Origin of the sequence: Micromonospora sp. WMMD980, from assembly GCF_029626035.1 — a bacterium.
Lineage (GTDB): Bacteria > Actinomycetota > Actinomycetes > Mycobacteriales > Micromonosporaceae > Micromonospora.
In genome coordinates this window covers 1,206,586-1,229,666 of sequence record NZ_JARUBE010000003.1, presented here as the reverse complement: position 1 = coordinate 1,229,666, position 23,081 = coordinate 1,206,586, and the positions used below count along the sequence as shown (strand labels likewise).

Here is a 23,081-nt window from a genome sequence, read left to right as displayed (position 1 = left end):
TGTACGGCTGGTCGAGGAGGTGGCATGCGGCTCTACCTGACCGCGCTGAACCCCACCGACGCCGTGCTGGAGGGCTTCCTTCCGGCGGCGGAGACCCTCGACCTGCCGGTCACGGTGCTGACCGACCGGCCCGACGAGTGGCCACCCGGCGTAGCGGTGCGCCGCTGCGCGGTCCGGGACGCGGCGGCGGTCGTCGCGGCCACGGCCGAGGACCCGCCGGCCGCGCTGCTGTCCAACAGCGACCACCTCCAGGAGGCGACCGCCCTCGCCGCCGGCAAGCTCGGCCTGCCCGGCAAGGACCCGGAGTCCGCCCGCCGCTGCAAGGACAAGGCGGCGATGCGCCGCGCGCTCGCCGCCGCCGACCTGGACCCGGTCCGGGTGGCCGCCGTCGCCCCGGGCGCGGCGCCCGACGTCCCGGACGACCTCTTCCCGGCCGTGGTGAAGCCCCGCGACGGGGTGGCCAGCGAGGACGCCTACCTGGTGAGCGACCGGCGGGAGTTGGCGGCGCGGGTCGCCGGCATCCGGCGGCGGCGACCGGAGATCGCCCTGGTCGTCGAGGAGTACCTGGCCGGTGAGCTGCGCACCTACGACACACTGGGCGACGGCGTACGGCTGGCGGTGCTCGGGGGCTGGCACACCGACCTCGGGCCGCCGCCGACCTTCACCGAGGTGAGCCTCGACTGGTCGCCCCCGCCGCCGACCCACGACGCCCGAATCCGCGCGCTGCTCGGCGCGCTCGGCGTCGGCTTCGGCGCCTGCCACACCGAGTACGTGGTGCGGCACGACCGGATCCGGCTGATCGAGGTCAACGACCGGCTGATCGGTGACCGGATGGATCTGATCCTCGCGGACCTGCTCGGCGCACCGCTGTTCGCCCACGTGATCCGGCTGCATCTCGGCGAGCCGCTGAGCGCGCTGCACCTGCCGGACCCGACCACGCTCGACCGACACGCCCGGGTCGAGTACGTCTGCGCCGACCGGTCCGGTCGACTCACCGCGGCACCCGGGCCGGCGGACACGGTCCGCGACGGCGTGCGGCTGGCCTGTCGCCCGCTGCGGCAGGTGGGCCGGGTCGCCGAGCGCACCGGCACCAACCGCGACTACCTGGCCGCGCTGCACGGCATCGGCCCGGGGCCGGGCGTCGTGGCGGCGGCCCTCGCCGAGTTCCGGGCCGAGCGGCGTTGGACGATCAGCTGATGACCGACGACAGCGAGCGACAGGTCGTCGCCCGGGTGCTCGACGCCCTGCTGCGGGAGGACCACCTCGGGTTGCACCGGCGCGGCCGGCTCGCCGCCGCGGACCGGTGGGAGGTGCCGCACGCCGGCGGGCTGCTGTGCATCCCGGTCCGCGCCGACGGGTTCCAGGCGGACCTGCGCTGCGCGGCGCCGACCGTGTGGGTCCGCGACCCCGCCGGCGCCGACCGCGTGGTGGACACGCTCGACGGGCTGCTCGCGCTGCTCGCTCCCACCGGCGACGCCGAGGCCGAGGAGGGCTGGCGGACGTTCACCGCCGAGTGCCACGCCGACCTGAGGGCCCGCCGGCTCGCCCGGCGGAACCGGCGCGCGGTCTTCGCCGCCGTGGCCGGCGAACGGTCGACCGCGCCGGCCGGCATGCCGGCTGCGTCGCTGGACGACGTGCTGGCGGCGCACGCCGGCCACCCGGTCTATCCCACCGACCGCTGCCGGCACGGCCTCGACGACGACGACCTGCTCCGGTACGCCCCGGAGCACGCTCCCCGGTTCGCGTTGCGCTGGCACGCCGCGCCCCGGGCGGCGGTGCGGCTCACCGGTCCGCTGCCCGCCTGGTGGCCGGCGGCGGACCGGGCCGGTGACCTGCTGCTGCCGGTGCACCCGCTCGCCGCTGCCCGGTACGCGCTGCCGGTGCTCGACCGGCCGGCGGTGCCGGTGCGGCCCACGCTGTCCATGCGCACGGTGGCGCTCGTGGAAGACCCGTACACCCATCTGAAGTTGCCGCTACCCACCGCCACGCTGGGGGTCCGGAACCGACGCGGCCTACGACCGGACACGCTGGCCGACGGCGCGGCGGTGGCCGGGCTGCTCGACCGGATCGCCGCCACCGAGCCCAGCTTCACCGGCCGGATCCGGCACGCCGACGAGCACACGTACGGTCACGCCGGCGACGACGACCGACGGGCGTTCCTCATCCGCCGGTTCCCCCGTGACCTGGCCGCGACGCGTGTGGTGCCGGTGGCCGCGCTGGCCGCGCCCGACCCACAGGCCGGCACGGTGCTGGAGCGGATCAGTGGCGGCCGTCCCGGAGCGGTGCTGGCGTCCTACCTGGACCTGCTGCTCGACTGGCACGTCTGCCTGTGGCTGCGCCACGGCGTCGCGCTGGAGGCCCACCCGCAGAACATCCATCTGCTGCTCGCGCCGGACGGGACGGTCGGTCTGCTCTACAAGGACGACGACGGTGCCCGGCTCGACCCACGGCACCGGGGCGCGGTGCCGCTGCGTGACGCGCGGATGTGGGTGGCCGACCCCGAAGAGTTGGCCGACGTGTTCGTCACCATCACGCTGCACCTCGCCGCCGCCGCCGCGCCGCTGCTGGCCCTGGCCGCCCGGGGCGCCGCGGTGCCGTCGCCGGCCGCCGCGCTGACCCCCCGGCTCGTCGCGGCTCGGGACCGGTGGGGCGACGGCCCGGCGGCGCGGGCGTTCATCGACCGGTTGCTGCGGGCCGCTCGCCTGCCGGTCAAGGCGATGGTCACCGCCGGGACGCTGCTGCCCAAGCAACGCCTCGGCTGCGCCGACGTCAACAAGTACTACCGCCGCACCGGACCGAACTACCTGCGGGAGACATCATGACGCGTATCGGCCCGCGCCCCGGGGCGGCGCGGCACACCGGGCCGGCGGACCTGGCCGCCGCGCACGCCGTGTTCGGTTGCCTGGTCCGCGAGGTCGCCTCCCCCGCCGGTGAGGTCGCCGTGACCGGCGACGAGGTGCGGGTCCGGCTGTCGGCCACCGGGGTGGCGTTGCGCTGCGCGGCGACCCGGCTGTCCCCGGTGGGCGCACACCGCTACCACGGCCCCGTGCGACGCCGGCTCGACGGCGGCCGCTGGGCCCGGGTGGATGCGGAACGGCTGGCCACGCTCGTGGCCGCGGAGCTGACCGCCCGCACCGGCCGCGACAACCCCGAGTTCGTCGGGCAGGTACGGGCGAGCCGGGAGGTGACGGCTCACCTGCTGGCCGGGCGGCCGGCCGTCGACCCGACGCCGACCGGGGACCCGGCGATCGACGCGTACATAGCGTCCGAGCAGTCACTCGTGCACGGGCATCCGCACCACCCCACACCGAAGTGGCGCAGCGGCGACCCGGACAGCTGGCGGGCGTACGCGCCGGAGCTGCGCACCGCGTTCCGCCTGCACTGGCTCGCCGTGCCGGACGCCCTGGTGGCCGAGGCCGGGCCGGTCGAGGAGCTGCTGGCCGCCCTGGACCCGCCACGCCCGCCGGCCGGGCACCGGGTGCTGCCGGTGCACCCGTGGCAGCTGGCGCTGGCACCACCGGCGGATCCCCGGCTGCGCCGGCTCGGCCCGGCCGGCACGCCCGTGCGGCCCACCGCGAGCGTCCGCACGCTCTACTCCCCCGAGGCCGACCTGTTCGTCAAGACCAGCCTGCACGTGCGGATAACCAACTGCCTGCGAAAGAACGCACGGTACGAGCTGACCGGCGCGGTCGCGCTGACCGGGTTGCTCGCCCGGGTGCCGCTGCCGCGGGGCGTGGCGCTGCTGGCCGAGCCGGCGTACCGGACCGTCGACGTGCCCGGCGCGGACGAGGCGTACGGGACGATCCTGCGCACCGGAGTGCGGGCCCACCTGCGGCCCGGGCAGACGCCGGCGCTGGCGGCCGCGCTGGCCGCCGCGCCGCTGCCGGTGCCCGACCCGGTGGGCTGGTGGCGGCGCTACGTCGGTTTGCTGGTGCCGGCCGTGCTGCGGGCCTGGCTGCGGCACGGGGTGGTGCACGAACCACACCTGCAGAACGTGGTCGTGATCCAAGACCCCGACGGCTACCCGGCGGGAATGCTGCTGCGCGACCTGGAGGGGGTGAAGCTCGACACCAGTCGGTGGGCCGGCTGGCCGCCGGGGCTGCCCCGACAGGTCGGGTACGGCCCGGAGGAGGCCCGCCGCCGCGTCGTCTACTGCCTGTTCGTCAACCACCTGGCCGGCATCTGCGGTGCCCTCGCCGACGCCCGCCCGGGCATCGAGCAGGCCCTGTGGCGCGAAGCGCGCGAGGCGGTCGCCGAGGTGGCCACCGAGCTGGACAACCCGCCGGAGCTGCGCGCGCTGCTGGCCGGTGAGCCGCTGCTGGCCAAGGCGAACCTGCTGGTGCGGTGGCGGCGCGACGCGGACCGGGCGGCGCCGTTCGTGCCGGTGCCGAACCCGTTCGGCGGTCGCCGGTGAGCCGGCCGGTCTACGTCCACGACCTCGACGCGCTGGCCACGCACGCGCGGGCGGTCCGCGCCGCGCTGCCACCGCAGGTCGAACTGCTCTACGCGGTCAAGGCGAACCCCGAGCCGGACGTGCTGCGCGCACTCGCCCCGGTCGTCGACGGTTTCGAGACCGCCAGCCGGGGCGAACTGCGGCGCCTCGCCGAGACGCTGCCCGGGCGGCCGGCCGCGGCGTACGCCGGGCCCGGTAAGACCGACGCCGACCTGGCCGCGGCGCTCACCGCCGGGGTGACGCGGATCCACGTGGAGTCGCCGGCCGAGCTGCGCCGCCTCGGCGCCGTGGCGACCGCCGTCGGCACCCCGGCACGGGTGCTGCTGCGGGTGAACCTGCCACTGGACGCGCCCGGCGCGAGCCTGGTGATGGGCGGGCGACCCAGCCCGTTCGGAATGGCACCGGCCGAGGCGGTGGCGGCCGCCCACCGCCCACCGGCCGGGGTCGAGGTGCACGGCGTGCACGTCCACCTGGCCAGCGGGATGGACGCCCCGCTCGCCGCCACGGTGGCCGAGGCCGTGGTCCGCTGGTCGGTCGCCGAACTCGGCGCGCGGGAGGTCAACGTCGGCGGCGGCATGGCCGTCGACTACGCCGACCCGGCGGTCCGCTTCGACTGGGCCGGCTACGGCCGGGCGCTGGGCAGTCTGCGCGACACGTATCCGGGGGTGCGGCTGCGTATCGAGCCAGGCCGATCGCTCACCGTCTACTGCGGCGCGTACCTGACCGAGGTGATCGACGTGAAGCGCTCACACGGCGAGTGGTTCGCGGTGGTCGCCGGCGGCACCCACCACCTGCGTACGCCGGCGGCGAAGGGGCACGCGCAGCCGTTCACCGTGCACCGTCGGCACGGTGGTGACGGCCCACGCACCGACGGCGGGCCGGTCACCGTCGTCGGGCAGCTGTGCACACCGAAGGACGTGCTGTCCCGGTCGGCACACGCCGGCCCGGTGGGCGTCGGCGACGTGCTGGTCTTCGCCATGGCCGGCGCGTACGCCTGGAACATCAGTCACCGCGACTTCCTGCTGCACGATCCGCCTGAGTTTCGCACCGGGGATCCGCACCGGATCGCTGCCGCATGGGCCCGACCGACCGGGCGGTGACGGCCGATCGACGGCCGCCCGCCGTCAGCGGGAGTAGAACTCCACCACGAGCTGCTCGTCGCAGACCACCGGCACCTCGTGCCGGGCCGGCTCGCGCAGCAGCGTGGCGCGCAGCTCGGCCCGCTCCACCGACAGGTACGGCCGGGGCTGGTCGTCGGCGTGCGCGCCGGCGGCGGCGAGCTGGAGCGGCGGCAACGACCGGCTGCGCTCACGTACCGCTACCACCTGGCCCGGCCGCAACCGGTAGGAGGGCCGGTCAACCTTGCCTCCGTCGACGGTGACGTGGCCGTGCCCGACGAGCTGACGCGCCTGGTAGATGCTGCGGGCCAGCCCGGCCCGCAGCACCACCGCGTCGAGCCGCCGCTCCAGCAGCGTGACCAGCGACTCGCCGGTCTTCCCGGCACCCCGGGCGGCTTCGTCGAACGTGCGGCGTAGCTGGGTCTCGCTGACGTTGTACTGGTGACGCAGACGCTGCTTCTCGCGCAGTCGCACCTGGTAGTCGGAGGTCTTACGCCGGTTGCGGCCGTGCACGCCCGGCGGGTACGGGCGCCGCTCGAGGTACCGCACGCACTTGCGGGTCAGCGGGATGCCGAGGGCGCGGGAGAGCCGGGCCTTGGGGCGGGGGTGATTCACGTCGACGTCTCCGATCACATGGTCTAACCTCTTATTAGGTAAGCCTAACCTATATTGAGGAGGTCGGGACCATGCGGCCCAGCCCGGCAGAGATCGTGCGTACCCTCGTCGCGGGCCGACTGCCCGCCCTCGTCCACCTGGCCCGCCAGGCCGGCCCGCACCAGGTCCGACACGCCACCGACCCGGACGGCCGGGTGCTGCTGCTGGTGCCGGTGTTCAGCGACCTCGCCGCGGCGCTCGCGCCGCCCGCCGGGGACACCGACGTCGCCACCGTCCTCGACGTGCTCGACCTCCCACCCGCCGCCGGCGCTCCCTCACTCGGCCGGGCCTGGGTCTCCGGCTGGGCCGAGCGACTCGACGGCGACGAGGCCCGCCACGCCGCCGTCGAGTTCGCCGCCACCCAGCCGACCGGCGACCTGCTCGACGTCGGCACCCGCTACCACCTGCACCGCTTCGAAGTGGCCGAGGTCCGCTGGGAACGCGCCGACAAAGTGCGCCGCATCGACCCCGAGGCGTACGCGGAGGCCGAGCCCGACCCGCTGCACCCGGTCGAGACGCGACTACTGGCCGACCTCGCCGACCAACACGCCGAGCAGGTCGCCGGCTACCTACGCCGACAGCTGACGCTGCCCGGCACCGACACGCCACGGGTGCTCCGCATCGACCGGTACGGACTACTTGTCGCCCACGGCCGACCCGGCGCGACCCGACGGACCCGACTCGCCTTCGAACGGCCCGTCGCCGACGTCGCCGAGCTGTCCCGACTCCTGCACCCGATGCTCTGCCAGCGACTGGCCGCCTGAAACGCGGCAGCCCCACCCGGCTGGCCCACGCGGTGTTCGGGGGTGGCTCGTCGGTGTCGAGGCTGATCAGGCCGGCCGCGACGGCGGCCGCCAGCTCCGCCTCGGCGTCGGCGGGGCCGACGGCGGCGGCGCGCCCGATCACGGCCAGGTCGCCGGTGCTTTCCAGGGCCGCGAGCTCGAGGAGGTACCGGGTCCGCACGGCCAGCCGGCGGCTGCGGTCGGCGTAGAGTTCCTCGAGGCGCCGGCTCAGCGGCAGGTCCTGCGGCAGGTCGGCGTGGCCGGAGCGTTGCCGCTGGTCGAGCTGGCTCGGCAGCTCCACCAGAGCGAGCGGGTTGCCGGCCGCCTCGGCGAGGACCCGGCGCCGGGCCGGCACGGCCAGCCTCGGGTACCGCCGGGCGAGCAGCCGCCCGGCGGCCTGCCGATCCAGCGGGTGCACGGTGACGTCCCGGCAGCCGGCACTGTCAAAGGAACTCGACCAGCCGGTCCGCACCGCGCCGAGGAAACTCACCTCGCTGCCGGCCAGCCGCCGTGCGACGAAGCCCAGCACTTGGGCACTGGACAGGTCGACCCAGTGCAGGTCATCGAAGATCAGCAGCGTTTGCCGCCGGATCGGAGCGGTGAGCAGGGCCAGGGCTGCCGCGGAGACCGCCAGCCGATCCGGTGGCGCGCCGGCGGCGATGCCGAAGACGTGGTGCAGCACCTCCCGCTGGGCCGGTAGGAGACGCTCGGCATCGGCCAGCAGCGGGTAGAGCACCTGGTGCAACCCAGCGAACGCCAGACCGGTCTCGGACTCCACGCCGGCGCCCCGCAGCAGCCGCCAGCCAGCGTGGCGAGCCCCGTAAGGTGGGACGACTCACCGAGGGAGCGAGGGCGTCGACCACGGTCATCGGTCCGGTCGCCGGTGCGGGCATCTTCGGCGTGTCCAACGAGCCCCGAGGCGGCTCGGACGCCCCCACGCAGATCGTCGGTACGGTCGAACTGGGCTGATCCCGGGGGCGCCGGGCCGCAGGCCGGCCGCCCGCAGGTTTCTCGTCGCCCGTTCCCATCCGGGCGGGGAGCCGCTTCGAATCACCAGCATGGATGACGAGCTGCTCGCCGGCCGGTACCGCCGGCTCACGCCGATCGGGGACCCGGCGACCCCGAGGCGGGTCTGGTTGGCACGCGACGAGGTGCTCGACCGGCACGTCGCACTCAAGCAGATCGCCCTGCCGGGTTGGGTGAGCGACGCGGAGCGGTCGCGCCTGCGGGACGCGACGCTTGGGGAGGTACGCGCCCTGGCGGGTCTGGACCATCCGGGTGTGGCCGGGATGTGGGACGTGGTGAGCGCCGACGGGTGCCTCTGGCTCGTCATGGAGCACGTACCCTCCCGCTCCCTCGCCGAGGTGGTCGCCGCCGGCGGTCCGCTGGCTCCGGCCGAGGTCACCAGGGTCGGTCTGCACCTGCTCGCGGCTCTCTGCGCCGCCCACGCTTCGGGGGTGCTGCACCGGGAGATCTGTCCGCGGAACGTGCTCCTCGCCGACGACGGGCGGGTGATACTCGGCGGATTCGGCCTGTCGATCCTCGACAGCCGCGCCCCGAGGGCGGTCACCGCGGCGACCCTGTCGAAGCTCCAGTACGTCGCGCCGGAGCGCACCCGGGTCGGCAGGTCCACCCCGGCCGCCGACCTGTGGGCCCTCGGCGTAACCCTCTACCTGGCCGCGGAGGGCCGGCTGCCGTGGACCCGGCCCACCGCCCTGGCCACGCTCGCCGCCCTGGCCACCGAGGCACCGGACCGGATGACCGCGCTGCCGCTCGAACCCGCGATCACCGGTCTCCTGCTGCGCAACCCTCGCCAACGCCTGTCCGCGCAGGAAGCCCGCGACCGGCTCGCGCAGGTGGCGACGACCACCTCGCCCGCCCACCCCGTGCCCCCGCGTCCGTCCGCCCGGCCGCGTCGGTGGCGCCGAGCCGCCGCCGCGACCGACCCGATCTCCCAGGACGCGATCGACACCACGGCCCTCGCGATCACGGCGTCGACCACCCGCGACCGGACGACCGGCTGGGCGTTCGCGGGTGCCGTGTTGGGCCTGCTGGGAGTCGGGGCTGTCGTCGTCACGGCAGCCGGCGCGGTGGTTGTCGCCTTGCGCGCCCAGGACGGCACACCGGCGGCCGGACCCGACGGCCCGGCCGCCGACGCGGTGGCGACGACCGCGCCGGCGCGGCCCGGCCACCTGTGCCTGAACGACGCCGCCGGCGAGGCCGAACCGCTGCGGGAGCCCACCGAACCGCCGCCACCGCACGCCCCGCCGAGTGGGTGGGCGTGGCACCAGGACCCGGCAGGTTTCCTGATCGCGGTCCCCGAGCGGTGGACCCGCCACACCGAGGCCACGACGATCTGCTTCCGCGATCCCGCCCAGACAGACGCCATCGCCGTCGACCCCACCGCCAGGGCCTCCGCCGTACCGTCGAAGCGATGGGACGTTGCCGAGCGCGACCTGCTCGAGACCGGAGCACTGATCGGATATCAGAGGATCAGCATCGGGCCGATCATCCGCCCAGGTGGTGCCGCCGAATGGGAGTACACCTGCGACCAGCCCGACGGCGAGCGGTTGCACGTCCGCCGACTGCTGATCAACGACGGCCGATCCCGCGCCTACAGCCTGTCCTGGATCACCCAGGACAGCCGGTGGATCCGCGCCCGCCCACTCCAACAGACGGCTCTCGCGACCTTTCGCCTCGTGTGAGGAGGCGGAGACGGCAGACGGATTGGCGTCACGATCTACCCGACGTCACCCGGGGCTTGGCTTCCAGCGTCCAGCATCAAGCTTCGGTCGATACCGGTCCCCCAAGGATGTCCTTCATCTGAGTGGTCTCCTCCTGGGACATGATGATCTGGTCACAGAGCCGGACGTCGACATACGCTGCCTCGACCGGACCGCGACGCTGGCCTACCGACCGGGAGCACGCCGCGGCACCCTCGGCCCTCGCGACGCGGCGCGCCTGTCCATGATCCATTTGGACACCGACACCGCTGGTGCCGACATACCACTGGGCGAGGTGAAACTGCGTCACGTCGCGGTGGCCCCTCCCCCGCGCCGGGAGCCGAGACCTCCTGTCCCGGACAGGTCCTGCTGCACGCCAACGGGGCCGCCTCGGACGCCGACACGCGGGCGCCGGCGGCGTCCGACCTGCGGGCTGTCCGCCGCCGGGCCGGTCGACACCGGCCGCAGCGCGGCGGCCCTTCCGTGACGGCCAGCCCCGCTCCAGACACGCTTGCACCCGACATCCGCGCGCACGTCGACTCCGTCCGACGGGCGATCGACCGTGCGGCATCATCACCCTGTCCCGATCGCTGCGGCGAGGGCCGGCCGGCCCGTTCCACCCGCGCCCAGCGGCACCGCGGGGAGGGATTGGCCGAGATGCTCGCGTGCGACCGCGCGCGGCCGTCAGTCTCGGCAAACGCTGAGCGCAGGCATGCCTGCACGTGCGCGAGTTCGCGGCGGCGAACCCGGCGCGCTCTCAATGCAGCCCTCAAAGCCGAGTGCGGTCACGCCTGCCCACGGCCAACATGTCGAGCGGTCACCGCCGGGCAGGATCCGAGGGAACGGCGGCGTCGCTCACAGCGTGGCGAGGACGAAGGAGAGCACGAATCCAGCGGTCGTGCTCAACGCGACCGGGGGGCCGCCTTTCTCGTACGCTTCCGGCATGAGGGTGTCCGCGAGAGATGCCAGCACCGCCCCGGCGGCGAACGCCAGCGGCAGCGAGATGGTCTCCGGCGCGGTGTGGGACAGCGGGCCGGCGCCCAGGACCACGGCCGCGACGAGTACCGCGGCGCACACTCCCCACGTGCCGAGCACGAAGGCGGTGGACCGGCCTTGTGCCCGCATCGAGGCACTGCCGACCAACGCCTCGGGAAAGTTCGACACGAAGATCGCCGCCAGCAGCGCCAGCCCACCGGTGCCCTCACCCAGCGACACACCGAGCGCGACGTTCTCGGGCACGCCGTCGAGGGTGACAGCAGCCAGCAGCGCCAAGCCGGCGGCGCCGGTGGTCGACGCGGTCGACGCGGCCCGGTCCCGAGCGGCAGCGTCCGGATCGAGCTTCTCGCTACCGTGTGGTTGCCGACGGCCGCCCTGCGCCACCCGGTCCAGTCCGGCGCTCAGCGCGGTGAACACCCCCGCACCGACCACCAGCCCGATCGCGGCGCGCCAGATGCCACCCTGCTCGTAGGCGTCCTCGAACAACTCGAAGGCCAGCGCCGTGATCAACGCACCCGAGGCGAACGCGAGCAGAACGGCCAGCCACCTCTTGGGCAGCCGGATCCACACCCCGGCCGCCGCGCCCAGCAGCAGCGCGCTCGAGGCCACCATGCCGAAGACAAACGCTCTCACATGTTGCCCCTACCCAGTCCGGCACAGTGCTCAACCACACCTGACGCGCGGCGGACCGGCCCACCCATCGACGCCGCGGGCGGCGGAACACCGGCCCGGCTCCCCTGCGACACAGCCCGCAGCGACCCGATCTGACCGCGGCCTTGCGGGCCTGGTTCGTCGTTCCGTCGCCCGTAAGGACGCGAGATGCGTGGTGAGAGGATGCCCTCGGCAGACAGCCGTGATTGAGCGAGTTCGACGTGAGCGATCAGTACCGACGGGACGCGGCGCCGGACGGGCGGGACGAGTCGGAGCAGGAGCGCGCCGACCGGCACGTCGACGAACTGCTTCAGGAACTGCGGATCGCCCAGACCGAAGTGCAGATCCTTTTCGCCTTCCTCCTGACCCTGCCCTTCACGCAGCGGTTCGGGATCCTCGGCGACGGGCAGCGCGCTGCGTACCTGACCACGCTTCTCCTTGTGGCGGTGGCGACGGTGTGCCTCATCGCGCCGGTCAACCACCACCGGATCCTGTTTCACCGGGATCGCAAGTCGGACTTCGTCGCCGCGGCGAGCCGGCTGGCGCTGGCGGGCCTGTCGTCGCTCTGGTTGGCCATCGTCGGCGCCGTCTACCTGGTCATCGACGTCGTTATCGGCACACCCGCAGCCGTAGCCGTCGGCACCGGGCTCGCCACGGCATTCGTCGCAGTCTGGTATCTGCTGCCGATGGCACAACACGCGCGACGCACAGGACAGGCTGCGTCGATGGCGCGACCGCGCAAGCCAGTCGACGAACCACACGAGATCCGCAGCGCCGGCTGAGGGCATGATCGGCGCAGCGGTTCCGCGCACGACCGCAAGGCGCGCCGACGCCGGCGCGTGAGCAAGCGGTGAAAGCCACTGTCCTCGGCGTTTCCCGCGTCGATCCCCCTTGACCTCAGCCCCTGCGTGAGGTTCCGGCTGCGGCCGGTCCGACCAGGCGGACGGTCTCCCGGCTTCGATACCTGAATCCTGCACCACGGAGAACGCCCTCAGGCCGGACGAAAGAGTGCGCCCGACATCAGAGTCGGGCTATGGTCGCCGAAGACCCCGAACGCCCGACACAGCGAGGACCACGATGCCCCAGAGCGGCGACGACATCGCTCTCGACTCGGCGTTGGATCCGCTGGTCCTCGCGATGGACATCGGATCCACGGCGACCCGCGGCGGCGTGCACGACGCGTCCGGCCGGCGGATCCACGGCCTGCAGCACAAGGTGCCGCACACCTTCACCGTCGCGCCTGACGGCACCTCGATCATCGACCCCGATCAGGTGACGGCCGAGGTCGAAGAGGTCCTCGACGCGGCAACCAACAACCCGCGGTTGGGAACCCGCATCGCTGGCGTCGCGATGGACACCTTCGCCGCCTCGCTGATCGCGGTCGACAAGGCCGGCCGCGCCCTCACGCCGTGCCTGACCTACGCCGATTCCCGCAGCGCGCACGCGGTCGTCGCCCTACGCGAGGAGCTTGACGAACGGGCGGTTCACCAGCGCACCGGCACCCGCCTTCACACGAGCTACCACGCTCCACGCCTGCGCTGGCTCTCCGCCACACAGCCGCACCTCGTCGCCAACACCGCGAACTGGTGGTCCCTGGGCGAGTACGTCCTGGCTCGGCTGATCGGCCACGCCCTGGCCGGGACCTCCACGGTGGCGTGGACGGGTCTGCTCAACCGCAGCAGCGGCGAGTTCGACGCCGAACTGCTCGCCGCCGCGGGCGTCGACCCCGATCAGCTTTCCCCACCCCGGAACACGAACCAACCGGCTCCTCCAGCGAGCACGACGCGCTGGCCCGCACTGGCCAAGGCGGCATGGTTTCCCGTCATCACCGACGGCTTCGCCAGCAACGTCGGGTCCGGGGCCACCGACGCCACCGTGCTCACCGCGGCGACAGCCACCAGCGGCGCGCTGCGGGTGCTGCTCGACGGCCCGGCCGAGCCCCTGCCGTACGGACTGTGGAACTACCGGGTCGATGCGGGACGCACGCTGCTCGGCGGAGCGATCAACGACGTCGGTCGCGCCGTGAGTTGGGCACGGAGCACCCTACGTCTCAGCCCGGCACTCGCGGGCACCCTCACCGAGCCGCCGAGCCACACCACGCCGCTGGTGCTGCCGTACCTCACCGGGGAACGAGCACCGGGCTGGGTCGGCGGGGCACGCGCCGTGCTCAGCGGAGTATCAGCAGCCAGCGACGCCGACACCCTGTTCCGCGGAATCGTCGAGGGCGTCGCCATCACCTATGCGCGAGTCGCCGACGAACTACACTCAGCCGCCCCGCACGTACTGGAGGTCGCGGCAGCGGGACGCGTCAGCAACGACCACCCGGAATGGCTCCAGATCCTCGCGGACGTGCTCGGGCGACCCGTCACGCACGTGACCCGACGACGCGCGACGCAACGGGGCACCGCGCTACTCGCCCTCGACGCGCTGGCACCCGACGCACCGCGGGCGAGCCGGGCCACCGGAGCGACATACGAGCCCCAGCCCGCACACGTGGAACACTACGCACAGCGGCGCGCACGATTCGCCGAAGCGTACGAAACGCTCAGACGCAGCTGACGATGCGGTGGCAGCTTTCCTGTCGAGGGCACCCAGTCGGTTGGCGGAATGGCCCAGATCTCGGGATAAAGAACCGCTGCGGATCACGGCGCGACCCGGGCGGCGCGCCGTAGGAGTGCAAGCGCGAAGCGGGTCGCCTCCAGCGAAGGGGTGACGGCTCGGAGGCGCCGGTGTTCGAGGTTCCGTCGCGAGCCTGATGCTCAACGGGCCATGTGACAAGCGTGGAGCGGCACGACGGAGACTGCGCGCGAAGCGTATCGAGGTCGAAACTCGGGCAGCGGCCGAGGTCACGGCGACTGCCACGAGCCTTCCGCCCCGACGGAGCAGCCGGAACAATTCGGCCGCGTCGAACCACGTAGCCGCCCGCCTATCGGCGGAGGTGTCCAGTGTCATCCTCGGCACCGGTGTTCCGCGGGGCTTCGTTGCGGCCGTCCTCGCCGCCGTCCGGCGCACCTATCCAGCGGACGAAAAGCACGGTCGCGTCGTCCTGCAGCCGGTGGTCCTGGTGTGCGATCACGGCGTGCACGAGCCGCCGGGCGATTTCCGGCAGTGGCAGATCGTCGGCCAGGGCACGGACAGCGAGATCGGACAGCCGGTCGAGGCCGAACAAATCGCCGTCGGCGGACCGGGCTTCGGTGATGCCATCGGTGTAGAGCAGCACATCGTCGCCGGGCTCAAGGCTGTATCGAGTGACCACCGGTTGGCGGTACTCCCCGAGCGTGACCGGCAGCGCGGTCGGGGTGGGCAGAACGGCGGCGATCTTGCCCTGCCGCAGCACGATGCCGCTCGGGTGTCCGGCAGAGATCACCCGAAGCTGGCCGGTGCGCTGGTCCAATTCGCCAAACACGCCGGTGATCAGGCCGGATCGGTCGAATCCTCGTGCCGCCGCGTCGATGTGATGGTAGGTCGCCACCAGGTCGTAGCCGGCACGGCGCGCGTTGCGGTAGGCAGCGAGGGCGATGGAGGCCAACATGACGGCCCGCAGGTCGCTCTGCGACCCGTGTCCGACGGCGTCGAACAACGCCAGATGCGCGACGTCGCCGTTGACGGCGAAGTCGAACGCGTCGCCACCCACGTCGTACGCAGGCTCCAGGATCCCGCTGATGACCATGTTGCTGGTAGCGAAGGTCAACGGCGGCAATTGGGCGCGCAGCATCTCGGCCGCCAAATTCATCGGTTCTCGCCTGCGGATCCGCTCGACCGTGTCGCTGTACATGCCGCGCGTGATGACCAACTCGGCGAGCAACGCGGCCACGTCGGCGAACTCCGCCTGCCGCGTGTTGAGCAGCTCGCCTGGACCGATGATCTCCACGACGCCGAGCCGCTCCAAACCGTCGACCAGCGGGAACCAGGCGCTCGCTTCGCCGCCGACTGCGGCGACAGCCCTCATCGTGCTGTAGGCGCGGCCAGGGAGGGTGCCGTCCACGGCGATCACCTCGCGCCGCGGTGACCGCTCGTCGGACAAGGGCGCCAGCACTCGCTGATGGTGATCGACCAGAAACATCACCGCATCTGACGCCCCCAGCTCGCGGACGCCCCGTCTGATCATCCCCGGTAGATCCTCGGGGCGGGCCCGATGGGATCGGACCAACATACGTCGTAGTGACAGAGCCTCGCTCACGTTCCTCATCTCCCTGCGCCCACGCCGTCACCCGTTGACCCCCGCACCACCGGCCAGGTCGGAGGCGTTCCCGCCACTGCGATGGATGTGGCCGTCGTCTGGTGCCACCCTAGGCTGGCGATGGGCCTGTGGCCCGCTCGTCGACGGAGCTGTCGACGGCAGGCACCGGTTCCTCTGTGCGCGCACGCCGGTCGTCCGCGCTTTCTTCGGCGTCTGCTTGATCGTTGTCGGTGGGACGAGTGCCCGGCGGTGTGCGGTCGACGGTGGGCTGACCGTCGGGATGCGCACCCAGGTAACGCGTGGCGGTGTTGACGACCGCGAGCAGCGGCACCGCGACAAGACCGCCGACGATACCCGCGACGACGATGCCAGCGGCAATGGCGAGGATGACCGCCAAGGGATGCAGCGCCACGGCACGGCCCATGATCAAGGGTTGAAGGACGTGACCTTCGAGTTGTTGCACGGCGATCACGACGCCCAGAATGATCAGCGCACTCACTGGACCTTGGGCGACCAGGGCCACGAGTACGGCGACGGCGCCAGAGACTGTCGCACCGACGACGGGAATGAAGGCGCCGAGGAAGACCAGCGCGGCAAGCGGAAGGGCAAGCGGCACGTCCAGCACGAGCAGACCGATGCCGATGCCGAGCGCGTCGACGAAGGCGACGAGCACGGTCGCGCGGACATAGGAGATCAGCGTGTGCCACGAGTAGTGGCCGGCACGGGCGATGGATACCCGAGCGTCGTGTGGCAGCAGACGGCACAGGAAGCGCCAGATCCGATCGCCGTCACGCAAGAAGAAGAACAAGGTGAACAGTACGAGGAAGAACCCGGTCAGCAGCTCGCCGAGGGTGGTCGCGGTGCTCAGTGCTCCGGAGGTCAGTGCGCCCTGGTTCTGGGTGACCTGCGCCTGGGCCCGGTCGACCAAGCTACTGAGTTGTTGGTCGTTGAGATGCAGCGGGCCGCGGGCGAGCCACGCCTGCACCTCGTCGAGGCCGCCGCGGACCTGGTCGGCGAGTTCGTCGTACTGGTCGATGAAGGTCCGCACGATCATCGCCAGCGTGCCGAACACCGCAACCAGTCCCGCGACCAGGACCAGTGCGGCGGCAGGTGCGGCTCCGATACCGCGCCGGCGCAACAGCGCTGCGGCGGGCTTCAGGAGCGCTGCCAGCAGCAGCGCCACGATGACTGGGATGACGACCACTCGCAGCACACTGACCGTCTTGATGAGTACGTAGGCGCCGGCAACCAGCAGGATCAGCCGCCAGGCCCATGCGGCGGCCACTCTGATCCCGCGTGGCACACCCAGGGCGTGAGCACCGTCCGGCTCATCCGGATCGACGACGAGCACCTGGCCGATTCGGGTGCCCAGGCCGGACTCGTCGAAGGGTGGAGGCTCGGCCTGCCGGGCAGCTTCCAGTCGCGCGCGTGCCTGGTCCCGCACCTGCGACGTCCAACGCATGGCTCGCCCTCCTGTTGTGGTCTGCCCTGCGCGGCGGCGGTGGGCCAGAGCGTCCTGACGGCCTCATCCCTACCCCTCGGTCAGTGACGGAAACGCCGCAGGCCACGACGGTCGATGGCTGATAGCTGGCGAACTTCTGGCCCCAGTGGCACGGCCAATGAGCGGGGAGTAGACATGAACCAGGGGCCATCAGACAGCGGGGCCGACATGATCGCTCGTCTCGGGTGACGGCCGACAAGCGGACCCGCCGGACGAACCGCCGCCTGTCCGACTGCCGCCTTTATCGCGTTGCGCGCAGGTCTTCAGCTCGAGAGCGCCGTATGGCTGGAGTGGGGGTAGCGACTCACGGGGACGGCTGGAGCTGCCGGACAACCTCTCGTCGTGGTGGCGCTGAGCCCCCTCGCTGGCCGCTGCGAAGCGGCGGCACTCGTCAATCAGGGCCCCGGCAAAGTCGTAACGGTGTCCGACTTGTGAGGCTTGGGGTAGAAGCGCCGTTGGTGGTGGCAGCAAGGCGGGCATGACCGGCTCAGAAGATCATCAAGGTTCTCTACGCCATGCTGATCGCCCGAAGTGAGTCATGCCCGCGCTGCCATCATCGCTGATCTCGTCCCTGTCCTGCGCACCGGCTCTGACCGTTGCCGAAACCGCTGGTGGGCTGCCCGAAGCGCTCGCTGGTCTGCCTGATCCACGGGCCCGGCGAGGTGTCCGGCATCGGCTGACGGTCGTGGTCACCGCAGCCGTGTGTGCTGTGGTCGCCGGCTACCGCTCGTACGCCGCGATCGCCGAATGGGTCGCCGACGTGCCGGCCACGACGGCTCTCGCCCTGGGCATGCCTGCCGACCGGCGCCCGTCGGAGGCGATGATCCGCCGGCTGTTACAGGCCATGGACCCGCAGCTACTGACCGCGGCGATCAGTGTCTGGCTCGCCGGCCGGGCCACCGCCACCACCTCAACGGCCGGCCGGGCGATCGCCGTCGACGGCAAGACCCTGCGCGGCTCCCGCACCACCGACACCCCTGCCCGGCACGTGATGACCGCCTGCGACCAGGCCACCGGTGTGGTCCTGGCCAGCATCGACGTCGACGGCAAGACCAACGAGATCACCCGGTTCGCGCCGCTGCTCGACCAGATCAGCGACCTGCGCGACACGGTGATCACCGCCGACGCCCTGCACTGCCAACGCGAGCATGTCGACTACCTCGCCGAGCGCGGCGCGCACTGGATCCTGACCGTCAAAGGCAACCAACCCCACCTGCACGCCCAGCTCACCGCACTGCCCTGGCGGGCAGTCCCCGACGCCACCCGCGACACCGACCGCGGACACGGCCGCCGCGAGATCCGCAGCTGCAAGATCCTGACGATCTCCACCGGCATCGACTTCCCGCACGCCGCCCAAGCCATCCAGATCCGCCGCCGCAGACGCCGCCTCGACCAGCCGAAACGCTTCACCACCGAGACCGTCTACGCCATCACCGACCTCCGCGTCCACCAGGCAAAACCAGCACAACTGGCAGCGTGGACCCGCGAGCACTGGTCGATCGAGAACAAGGTCCACTGGGTCCGCGACGTCACCTACGACGAGGACCGCAGCCAGATCCGCACCGGCACCGGACCCGAGGTCATGGCCGCTCTACGCAACGCCGCGATCGGCGCACTCCGCACCGCTGGCGTCACCAACATCGCCGCCGCCAACCGGCATCACGCCCGCGACAGCATCCGCCCGCTGGCACTGCTCGGCATCACCTGACGACTTTGCCGGGGCCCTGACTCGTCAATGCCAACGAGGAGAACGGCTGCGAGGTTCCGCCATTGATGAGCATGGTTTCCGCAGTTCGCGGGTAGGACGGTTGTCACGCGGAAAGCAATTCGCGTGACCCCCCGAAGACAACCGCGAGGAACGCACGAGCGGAAGGGACACCATGACTCACGATCTTTCCCCCACGTCCGCCACGTACGAGTCGACGAACGGCGGCGGCGTGCGCGACCAGGCCCGGCAGGTCGGCTCCGACGCCGCAGGCGCCGGTGGCGCGGTCGCCCAGACCGCCAAGCAGCAGGGCCGGGAGGTGGTGGGCGAGGCCAAGCGGCAGGCCCGCGACCTCTACGGCGAGGCCCGTCACCAGGTCACCAGCCAGGCCGGTCAGCAGCAGCAGCGCGCCGCCAGCGGCCTGCGGTCGCTGGCCGACGAGATGCGCTCGATGGCGCAGCAGGGCAGCGGCTCCGGCCCGGTCACCGAACTGGCCCATCAGGCGGCCGAGCGGGTGCACGGCGTCGCCGGCTGGCTGGAGCAGCGCGAGCCGGGCGACCTGCTCCACGAGGTGAAGAGCTACGCCCGCCGCAACCCCGGCACGTTCCTGGTCGGCGCCGCGCTGCTCGGCGTGGTCGCGGGCCGGCTCACCCGGAACATCGCCGCCGTGGGCAACGACGACGGTGGCGTGCGGCCGGCGTACGACCAGGACCGCACCGCGGTCCTACCGAGGACTCCGGTGATGCCCGTGCAGACCCCGCCGAGCCCTGTCGCGGGCGGAAATGTCGTACCGAGCGGGCCGACCTCATGAGCGCGTCGATCCAGGATCCCGGCGGGCGCCACCACAGCGCCGACGAGGTGCGGGGCAGCTCGATCGGTGAGCTGATGAGCCAGGTGACCGGCGACCTCTCCACGCTGATGCGTCAGGAGGTCGAGCTGGCCAAGGCCGAGATCCGCCAGGAGGGCAAGAAGGCGGGCAAGGCCGCCGGCCTCTACGGCGGCGCCGGCTTCGGCGGCTACATGGTGGCGCTGTTCGTCTCCGTCGCGGTGTGGCAGTTCCTCGACAACGTCATGGACTCCGGGCTGGCCGCCCTGATCGTGGCCGTCGTGTGGGCCGTCGTCGCGGCCGTCCTCTACTCGAAGGCGAAGAAGAACGCCGAGCAGATCCGCGGCCTGAAGCAGACCAACGACAGCGTCCAGCGCATCCCGGACGCGCTCAAGCCGAACCCGGAGGGAGTCACCCGATGAGCACCGATCCCGACCAGATCCGCCGGGAGATCGAAGCCACCCGCAACAACCTCAGCTCGGACGTGGACGCCCTGGCGTACAAGGTCAGCCCGGGCCGCATCGTCGACGACCGCAAGCAGCGCGTGCGCAGCGCGCTGACCAACGTGAAGGACAAGGTGATGGGAACCGCTTCCGACCTCGGCCACAGCACCGGCCACGCCGCCCACTCGGTGTCCGACCACTCCTCCTCGGCCGCCTCCACGGTGGGCGACAAGGCCCACTCCGCCGCCTCCACGGTGAGCGACGCCGCGCACCGCGCGCCCCACGTGGTGCGGCAGAAGTCCGAGGGCAACCCGATCGCCGCCGGCGTGATCGCCTTCGGGGTGGGCATGCTGGTCTCCTCGCTCATCCCGGCCACCCGGCGGGAGCAGCAGCTCGCCGCGCAGGTCAAGGAGAAGGCGACCGAGCACGGCGGCGTGGTCAAGGAGAAGCTCGGCGAGGTCGCCGGGGAACTCAAGGAGGAACTGCGCGAGCCGGCGCAGCACGCCGCCGAGTCGGTGCGGTCCACCGCGCAGGAGGCCGCCCAGGCGGTCAAGGACGACGTCCAGGCTGCCGCTCACGACGTCAGGGACAGCGCTCAGCACCGATGATGCGCGACTCGTCGCCCGGCTCGCGGCCGCCTGCGTCACGATCGCTTGTGCGCGGTGGCTGCGAGCCGGCGGCGACCCGCGGCAGTGGAACCGAGCCAAGGGAACTTGAGGCGCTCCACGCCCTCGGACCAGCAGGGCGGCACTCTCGACGGCGTCAGCACCGATTTCGTGTGCGAATGACCGTGCTCTGCGCCGACTGCACTGTGCTGTGGCCCTTGGCTCAGGTTCGGGCGCATCCGATCAGTCTTCCGCGAACCGCACCTGCGGCCATGGAACGCGTTTCACGTGGCGTCGCAGGACGCGTCGGGCGACGACCTCGATGATCCAGGGCCCGCGAACCTCATCCCGTTCGTAACCGAGCAGCCGTCCCCACGGACCGGCCGTGGCCAGCACCGCTGTGACCTCCAGGTGGCCGCGCTCATGGCCGTCCGCGACGATGCCAACTATGTGTCCACGTGGGCGGCCGGAACCGTCGATGATGTTGCGGCCGAGAAGGTCGCTGGCTCGGAGCGTGGCTTGGTCACTGGCCATCGGAGGCTCCCGGGATGCGGCCGACGAGGTGATCGTTGAGCCAGCTCTCGAGCGCCGGCTCGGGCAGCAGATCTCGGCGGACCGTCAGGTGAACGGCGGACGCGACGCGCTCGACGAGGTCGTAGCCGATGCGGCGAGGCCCACGCCGGTGCATGTCGAGGCGGGCCGCGGTGGCGGCGATCCATCGACCGAGGGTGCCACCGAAGCGGGCACCCAGGGCCTGCTGCCCGGTCAGCAGTGCCGCGGCCTGGAAGCTCTCCTCGATGCTCCAGCGGATCCCGGCGACCCGCACGAGCTGGGCGAGGGTGGCCTGTTGCGGGGTCCAGCAGCGGTAGAAGGCCAGCTCACCGGTGGTGATATTGCGGCGGATCAGGAGGCTGTGCCGGCCGCCGTCGTCGGGTCGGCGTCGGTGCACACGTCATCGAGCCAGGCCCCGTCGTAGAAACGCGGCCCCTTGGATCCGGCGCCGGCTGAGCGGCGCTGCCATGCGGAGGCGGGCAGGTCAGCGGCGATCTGGTCGGCGCGGATGCGGGTCTTGCCACCATCGGGCGGCACCAGGTGGCTGCGGGACACCGCCAAGACGTAGCCCAGCTGGTGTTCGCGCAGGCCAGCGCGGAAGGCGGCGCTGTTGCCGTAAGCCTCGTCCGCGGCCACCCACGCCGCTGGCACCCCGGCGCTCAGGGCCTCGGTGATCATGTCGGCGGCCAACTCCGGCTTGGTGGCGAACTCGACGTCCTCGGGCACCCCGGCAGCAGCACACCGGTCGCGGTCGTCGGTCCACGACGCCGGCAGATACACCCGCCGGTCGATCAGCGTGTGCCCATCCGCGCCGGCGTAGCCCAGGAACACCCCGACCTGACTGTTCTCGATCCGCCCGGCCGTGCCGGTGTACTGGCGCTGCACCCCCACGGTGTGGGTGCCCTTCTTCAGGTCGCCGGTCTCGTCGACGGCCAGGACCGCCTCCGGGACGCCGAACCGGTCGACGATCAGCTGCCGCAGGTCGTCACGGACGGCGTCGGCGTCCCACACCGCCCGGTACAACACCCGCTGCATCGCATCCGGCCGGGCATGCCCGGCCCGCTCGGCCAACTGCCAACTCGTCTCCGGATGTGGACGCCGCATGCGGTGGCGGCCCAGCCGGGCCGGACCTACACGGTGACGTTGGCGGCACGTGTCTGTGACTCGTATTCACAGATCATGGCCAACCGCGCCCGTAACGACATCCAGGAGAGCCTGCAGGACTTGGGCAAGAACTCGGTCTACCCGGCGGGCGAGCCCGTGAGCCCGGCAATCGAGGAACCCAACGACCCAGCTTGCCGGCCCCTGCTCGGCTGGGAGTTCACCTTCGGCAGCGGCTACACGAAGAACGGGCCGCTATCAACCGTCACCGGCGTCAACGGCACCGCTGGCCCCACGGTGGCCTCCGTGCCCTGGCTCGACCCAGCCGGTGATCCCACCGGCGGCACCGTCGCTGGCGCGGTCACCGTCACGCTCACCCCAGAGCAGGTGGCTCTCGCGATGAACAACGACCTGTGGGTGCAGGGCGGAACACCTGACGACCCGCTACTCGCCGGCGAGTTCGGCGCAGGCGCGTACGGCTTCGGTGCGCTGCGCTGCGCGGTCGACAACCTCAACGGCGACAACGTGGAGTTCATCAGCTTCCCAAACGACAGCCACCACGTCTTCTGCTACGCGTACTACGTCTCACCGGAGCCAGGCTTGGGCAACATCGTCATCCGGAAGGCACTCGACGAGAACGTCGACGCCGCGGTCGACTTCACCTACGACTCGAACCTGACCTACAACCCGAGCGGACAGTTCCAGCTTTCCACCGACGGCACCTTCGTCGCCGAGCAGACCTTCGTCCGGGCGGACAGCGATGCCTTCGGCGGCCCCTACACCGCCACCGA

The 23,081-nt window shown here is 72.2% G+C and carries 20 protein-coding genes; 13 read left to right on the top strand and 7 right to left on the bottom strand.

The window, feature by feature from the left end; translation table 11 throughout:
* Positions 1-24: 24 nt before the first annotated feature.
* From O7618_RS06260 to O7618_RS06245, 4 genes are read left to right on the top strand one after another with little or no spacing between them, the layout of a single operon-like run.
* Entirely contained in the window at positions 25-1,197 is a 1,173-nt protein-coding gene (locus O7618_RS06260) for a siderophore biosynthesis protein (RefSeq protein WP_278105009.1), read from the top strand.
* Positions 1,197-2,822: an IucA/IucC family siderophore biosynthesis protein gene (locus O7618_RS06255; RefSeq protein ID WP_278105007.1), complete on the top strand. Its 1,626-nt coding sequence runs from the start codon at positions 1,197-1,199 to the stop codon at positions 2,820-2,822. Before O7618_RS06260 ends, O7618_RS06255 begins: the two co-directional genes overlap by 1 nt.
* Positions 2,819-4,414, top strand: a complete 1,596-nt coding sequence (locus tag O7618_RS06250; protein ID WP_278105006.1) for an IucA/IucC family protein — start codon at positions 2,819-2,821, stop codon at positions 4,412-4,414. Before O7618_RS06255 ends, O7618_RS06250 begins: the two co-directional genes overlap by 4 nt.
* Positions 4,411-5,553 carry an alanine racemase gene (locus tag O7618_RS06245; protein ID WP_278105005.1) on the top strand — a complete coding sequence of 381 codons (1,143 nt, stop codon included), beginning with the start codon at positions 4,411-4,413 and terminating at the stop codon, positions 5,551-5,553. Before O7618_RS06250 ends, O7618_RS06245 begins: the two co-directional genes overlap by 4 nt.
* A 24-nt stretch (positions 5,554-5,577) precedes the next feature.
* Here O7618_RS06245 and rpsD read toward each other — a convergent pair whose 3' ends face one another.
* Complete coding sequence (gene rpsD / locus O7618_RS06240) at positions 5,578-6,186, bottom strand: 30S ribosomal protein S4 (RefSeq protein WP_278105004.1); 609 nt, start codon at positions 6,184-6,186, stop codon at positions 5,578-5,580.
* A 71-nt stretch (positions 6,187-6,257) separates the two neighbouring features.
* Here rpsD and O7618_RS06235 point away from each other — a divergent pair, with 71 nt between their 5' ends.
* From O7618_RS06235 to O7618_RS06225, 3 genes are all read left to right on the top strand, one after another.
* A complete protein-coding gene (locus O7618_RS06235; RefSeq protein ID WP_278105003.1) occupies positions 6,258-6,989 on the top strand; it encodes a DUF2470 domain-containing protein in 732 nt (243 codons plus the stop codon).
* A 274-nt stretch (positions 6,990-7,263) separates the two neighbouring features.
* Positions 7,264-7,707 carry a hypothetical protein gene (locus tag O7618_RS06230; RefSeq protein WP_278105002.1) on the top strand — a complete coding sequence of 148 codons (444 nt, stop codon included), beginning with the start codon at positions 7,264-7,266 and terminating at the stop codon, positions 7,705-7,707.
* A gap of 358 nt (positions 7,708-8,065) precedes the next feature.
* Positions 8,066-9,712: a serine/threonine-protein kinase gene (locus O7618_RS06225; protein WP_278105001.1), complete on the top strand. Its 1,647-nt coding sequence runs from the start codon at positions 8,066-8,068 to the stop codon at positions 9,710-9,712.
* Between the two features lie 873 nt (positions 9,713-10,585).
* On the opposite strand, the gene O7618_RS06220 is transcribed toward O7618_RS06225, so the two are convergent.
* Positions 10,586-11,359, bottom strand: a complete 774-nt coding sequence (locus tag O7618_RS06220) for a hypothetical protein (RefSeq protein ID WP_278105000.1) — start codon at positions 11,357-11,359, stop codon at positions 10,586-10,588.
* Positions 11,360-11,583: 224 nt separating this feature from the next.
* Between O7618_RS06220 and O7618_RS06215 the strand changes: the two genes are divergently transcribed.
* Together O7618_RS06215 and O7618_RS06210 are read left to right on the top strand one after the other, a co-directional pair.
* Positions 11,584-12,159: a DUF6328 family protein gene (locus O7618_RS06215; RefSeq protein WP_278104999.1), complete on the top strand. Its 576-nt coding sequence runs from the start codon at positions 11,584-11,586 to the stop codon at positions 12,157-12,159.
* Between the two features lie 295 nt (positions 12,160-12,454).
* Entirely contained in the window at positions 12,455-13,936 is a 1,482-nt protein-coding gene (locus O7618_RS06210) for a gluconokinase (RefSeq protein WP_278104998.1), read from the top strand.
* A gap of 367 nt (positions 13,937-14,303) precedes the next feature.
* Here the strand turns inward: O7618_RS06210 and O7618_RS06205 are convergent, their stop codons facing one another.
* Both O7618_RS06205 and O7618_RS06200 read right to left on the bottom strand, forming a co-directional pair.
* Positions 14,304-15,485 carry a PP2C family protein-serine/threonine phosphatase gene (locus tag O7618_RS06205; protein WP_278104997.1) on the bottom strand — a complete coding sequence of 394 codons (1,182 nt, stop codon included), beginning with the start codon at positions 15,483-15,485 and terminating at the stop codon, positions 14,304-14,306.
* Positions 15,486-15,666: 181 nt separating this feature from the next.
* Positions 15,667-17,019 (bottom strand): AI-2E family transporter, encoded by a 1,353-nt coding sequence (locus tag O7618_RS06200; protein ID WP_278104996.1) that lies wholly within the window; start codon positions 17,017-17,019, stop codon positions 15,667-15,669.
* A 577-nt stretch (positions 17,020-17,596) separates the two neighbouring features.
* Between O7618_RS06200 and O7618_RS06195 the strand changes: the two genes are divergently transcribed.
* The 4 genes from O7618_RS06195 (at position 17,597) to O7618_RS06180 (ending at position 20,640) form a co-directional block, all read left to right on the top strand.
* The gene (locus O7618_RS06195; protein ID WP_278104995.1) at positions 17,597-18,766 is read left to right on the top strand and encodes an ISAs1 family transposase; all 1,170 of its coding nucleotides are present in this window, start codon (positions 17,597-17,599) and stop codon (positions 18,764-18,766) included.
* A 172-nt stretch (positions 18,767-18,938) separates the two neighbouring features.
* A complete protein-coding gene (locus O7618_RS06190; RefSeq protein ID WP_278104994.1) occupies positions 18,939-19,574 on the top strand; it encodes a hypothetical protein in 636 nt (211 codons plus the stop codon).
* A complete protein-coding gene (locus tag O7618_RS06185) occupies positions 19,571-20,011 on the top strand; it encodes a phage holin family protein (RefSeq protein ID WP_278104993.1) in 441 nt (146 codons plus the stop codon). Before O7618_RS06190 ends, O7618_RS06185 begins: the two co-directional genes overlap by 4 nt.
* Positions 20,008-20,640 (top strand): DUF3618 domain-containing protein, encoded by a 633-nt coding sequence (locus O7618_RS06180; protein ID WP_278104992.1) that lies wholly within the window; start codon positions 20,008-20,010, stop codon positions 20,638-20,640. Before O7618_RS06185 ends, O7618_RS06180 begins: the two co-directional genes overlap by 4 nt.
* 240 nt (positions 20,641-20,880) lie before the next feature.
* Here O7618_RS06180 and O7618_RS06175 read toward each other — a convergent pair whose 3' ends face one another.
* From O7618_RS06175 to O7618_RS06165, 3 genes are read right to left on the bottom strand one after another with little or no spacing between them, the layout of a single operon-like run.
* Complete coding sequence (locus O7618_RS06175) at positions 20,881-21,171, bottom strand: hypothetical protein (RefSeq protein ID WP_278104991.1); 291 nt, start codon at positions 21,169-21,171, stop codon at positions 20,881-20,883.
* Positions 21,161-21,586: a hypothetical protein gene (locus tag O7618_RS06170; protein ID WP_278104990.1), complete on the bottom strand. Its 426-nt coding sequence runs from the start codon at positions 21,584-21,586 to the stop codon at positions 21,161-21,163. Before O7618_RS06170 ends, O7618_RS06175 begins: the two co-directional genes overlap by 11 nt.
* Positions 21,541-22,293 (bottom strand): IS701 family transposase, encoded by a 753-nt coding sequence (locus O7618_RS06165; RefSeq protein ID WP_278104989.1) that lies wholly within the window; start codon positions 22,291-22,293, stop codon positions 21,541-21,543. Before O7618_RS06165 ends, O7618_RS06170 begins: the two co-directional genes overlap by 46 nt.
* Positions 22,294-23,081 lie beyond the last annotated feature (788 nt).

Excerpts from the sequence above, each read along its gene's own strand:
- O7618_RS06255 (WP_278105007.1), top strand. The coding sequence starts at position 1,197 with ATGACCGACGACAGCGAGCGACAGGTCGTCGCCCGGGTGCTCGACGCC.
- O7618_RS06205 (WP_278104997.1), bottom strand. The coding sequence starts at position 15,485 with ATGATCAGACGGGGCGTCCGCGAGCTGGGGGCGTCAGATGCGGTGATG.
- O7618_RS06210 (WP_278104998.1), top strand. The coding sequence starts at position 12,455 with ATGCCCCAGAGCGGCGACGACATCGCTCTCGACTCGGCGTTGGATCCG.
- O7618_RS06180 (WP_278104992.1), top strand. The coding sequence starts at position 20,008 with ATGAGCACCGATCCCGACCAGATCCGCCGGGAGATCGAAGCCACCCGC.
- O7618_RS06235 (WP_278105003.1), top strand. The coding sequence starts at position 6,258 with ATGCGGCCCAGCCCGGCAGAGATCGTGCGTACCCTCGTCGCGGGCCGA.
- O7618_RS06190 (WP_278104994.1), top strand. The coding sequence starts at position 18,939 with ATGACTCACGATCTTTCCCCCACGTCCGCCACGTACGAGTCGACGAAC.
- O7618_RS06175 (WP_278104991.1), bottom strand. The coding sequence starts at position 21,171 with ATGGCCAGTGACCAAGCCACGCTCCGAGCCAGCGACCTTCTCGGCCGC.
- O7618_RS06165 (WP_278104989.1), bottom strand. The coding sequence starts at position 22,293 with ATGCGGCGTCCACATCCGGAGACGAGTTGGCAGTTGGCCGAGCGGGCC.
- O7618_RS06225 (WP_278105001.1), top strand. The coding sequence starts at position 8,066 with ATGGATGACGAGCTGCTCGCCGGCCGGTACCGCCGGCTCACGCCGATC.
- O7618_RS06250 (WP_278105006.1), top strand. The coding sequence starts at position 2,819 with ATGACGCGTATCGGCCCGCGCCCCGGGGCGGCGCGGCACACCGGGCCG.
- O7618_RS06195 (WP_278104995.1), top strand. The coding sequence starts at position 17,597 with ATGCCCGCGCTGCCATCATCGCTGATCTCGTCCCTGTCCTGCGCACCG.
- O7618_RS06185 (WP_278104993.1), top strand. The coding sequence starts at position 19,571 with ATGAGCGCGTCGATCCAGGATCCCGGCGGGCGCCACCACAGCGCCGAC.
- O7618_RS06200 (WP_278104996.1), bottom strand. The coding sequence starts at position 17,019 with ATGCGTTGGACGTCGCAGGTGCGGGACCAGGCACGCGCGCGACTGGAA.
- O7618_RS06260 (WP_278105009.1), top strand. The coding sequence starts at position 25 with ATGCGGCTCTACCTGACCGCGCTGAACCCCACCGACGCCGTGCTGGAG.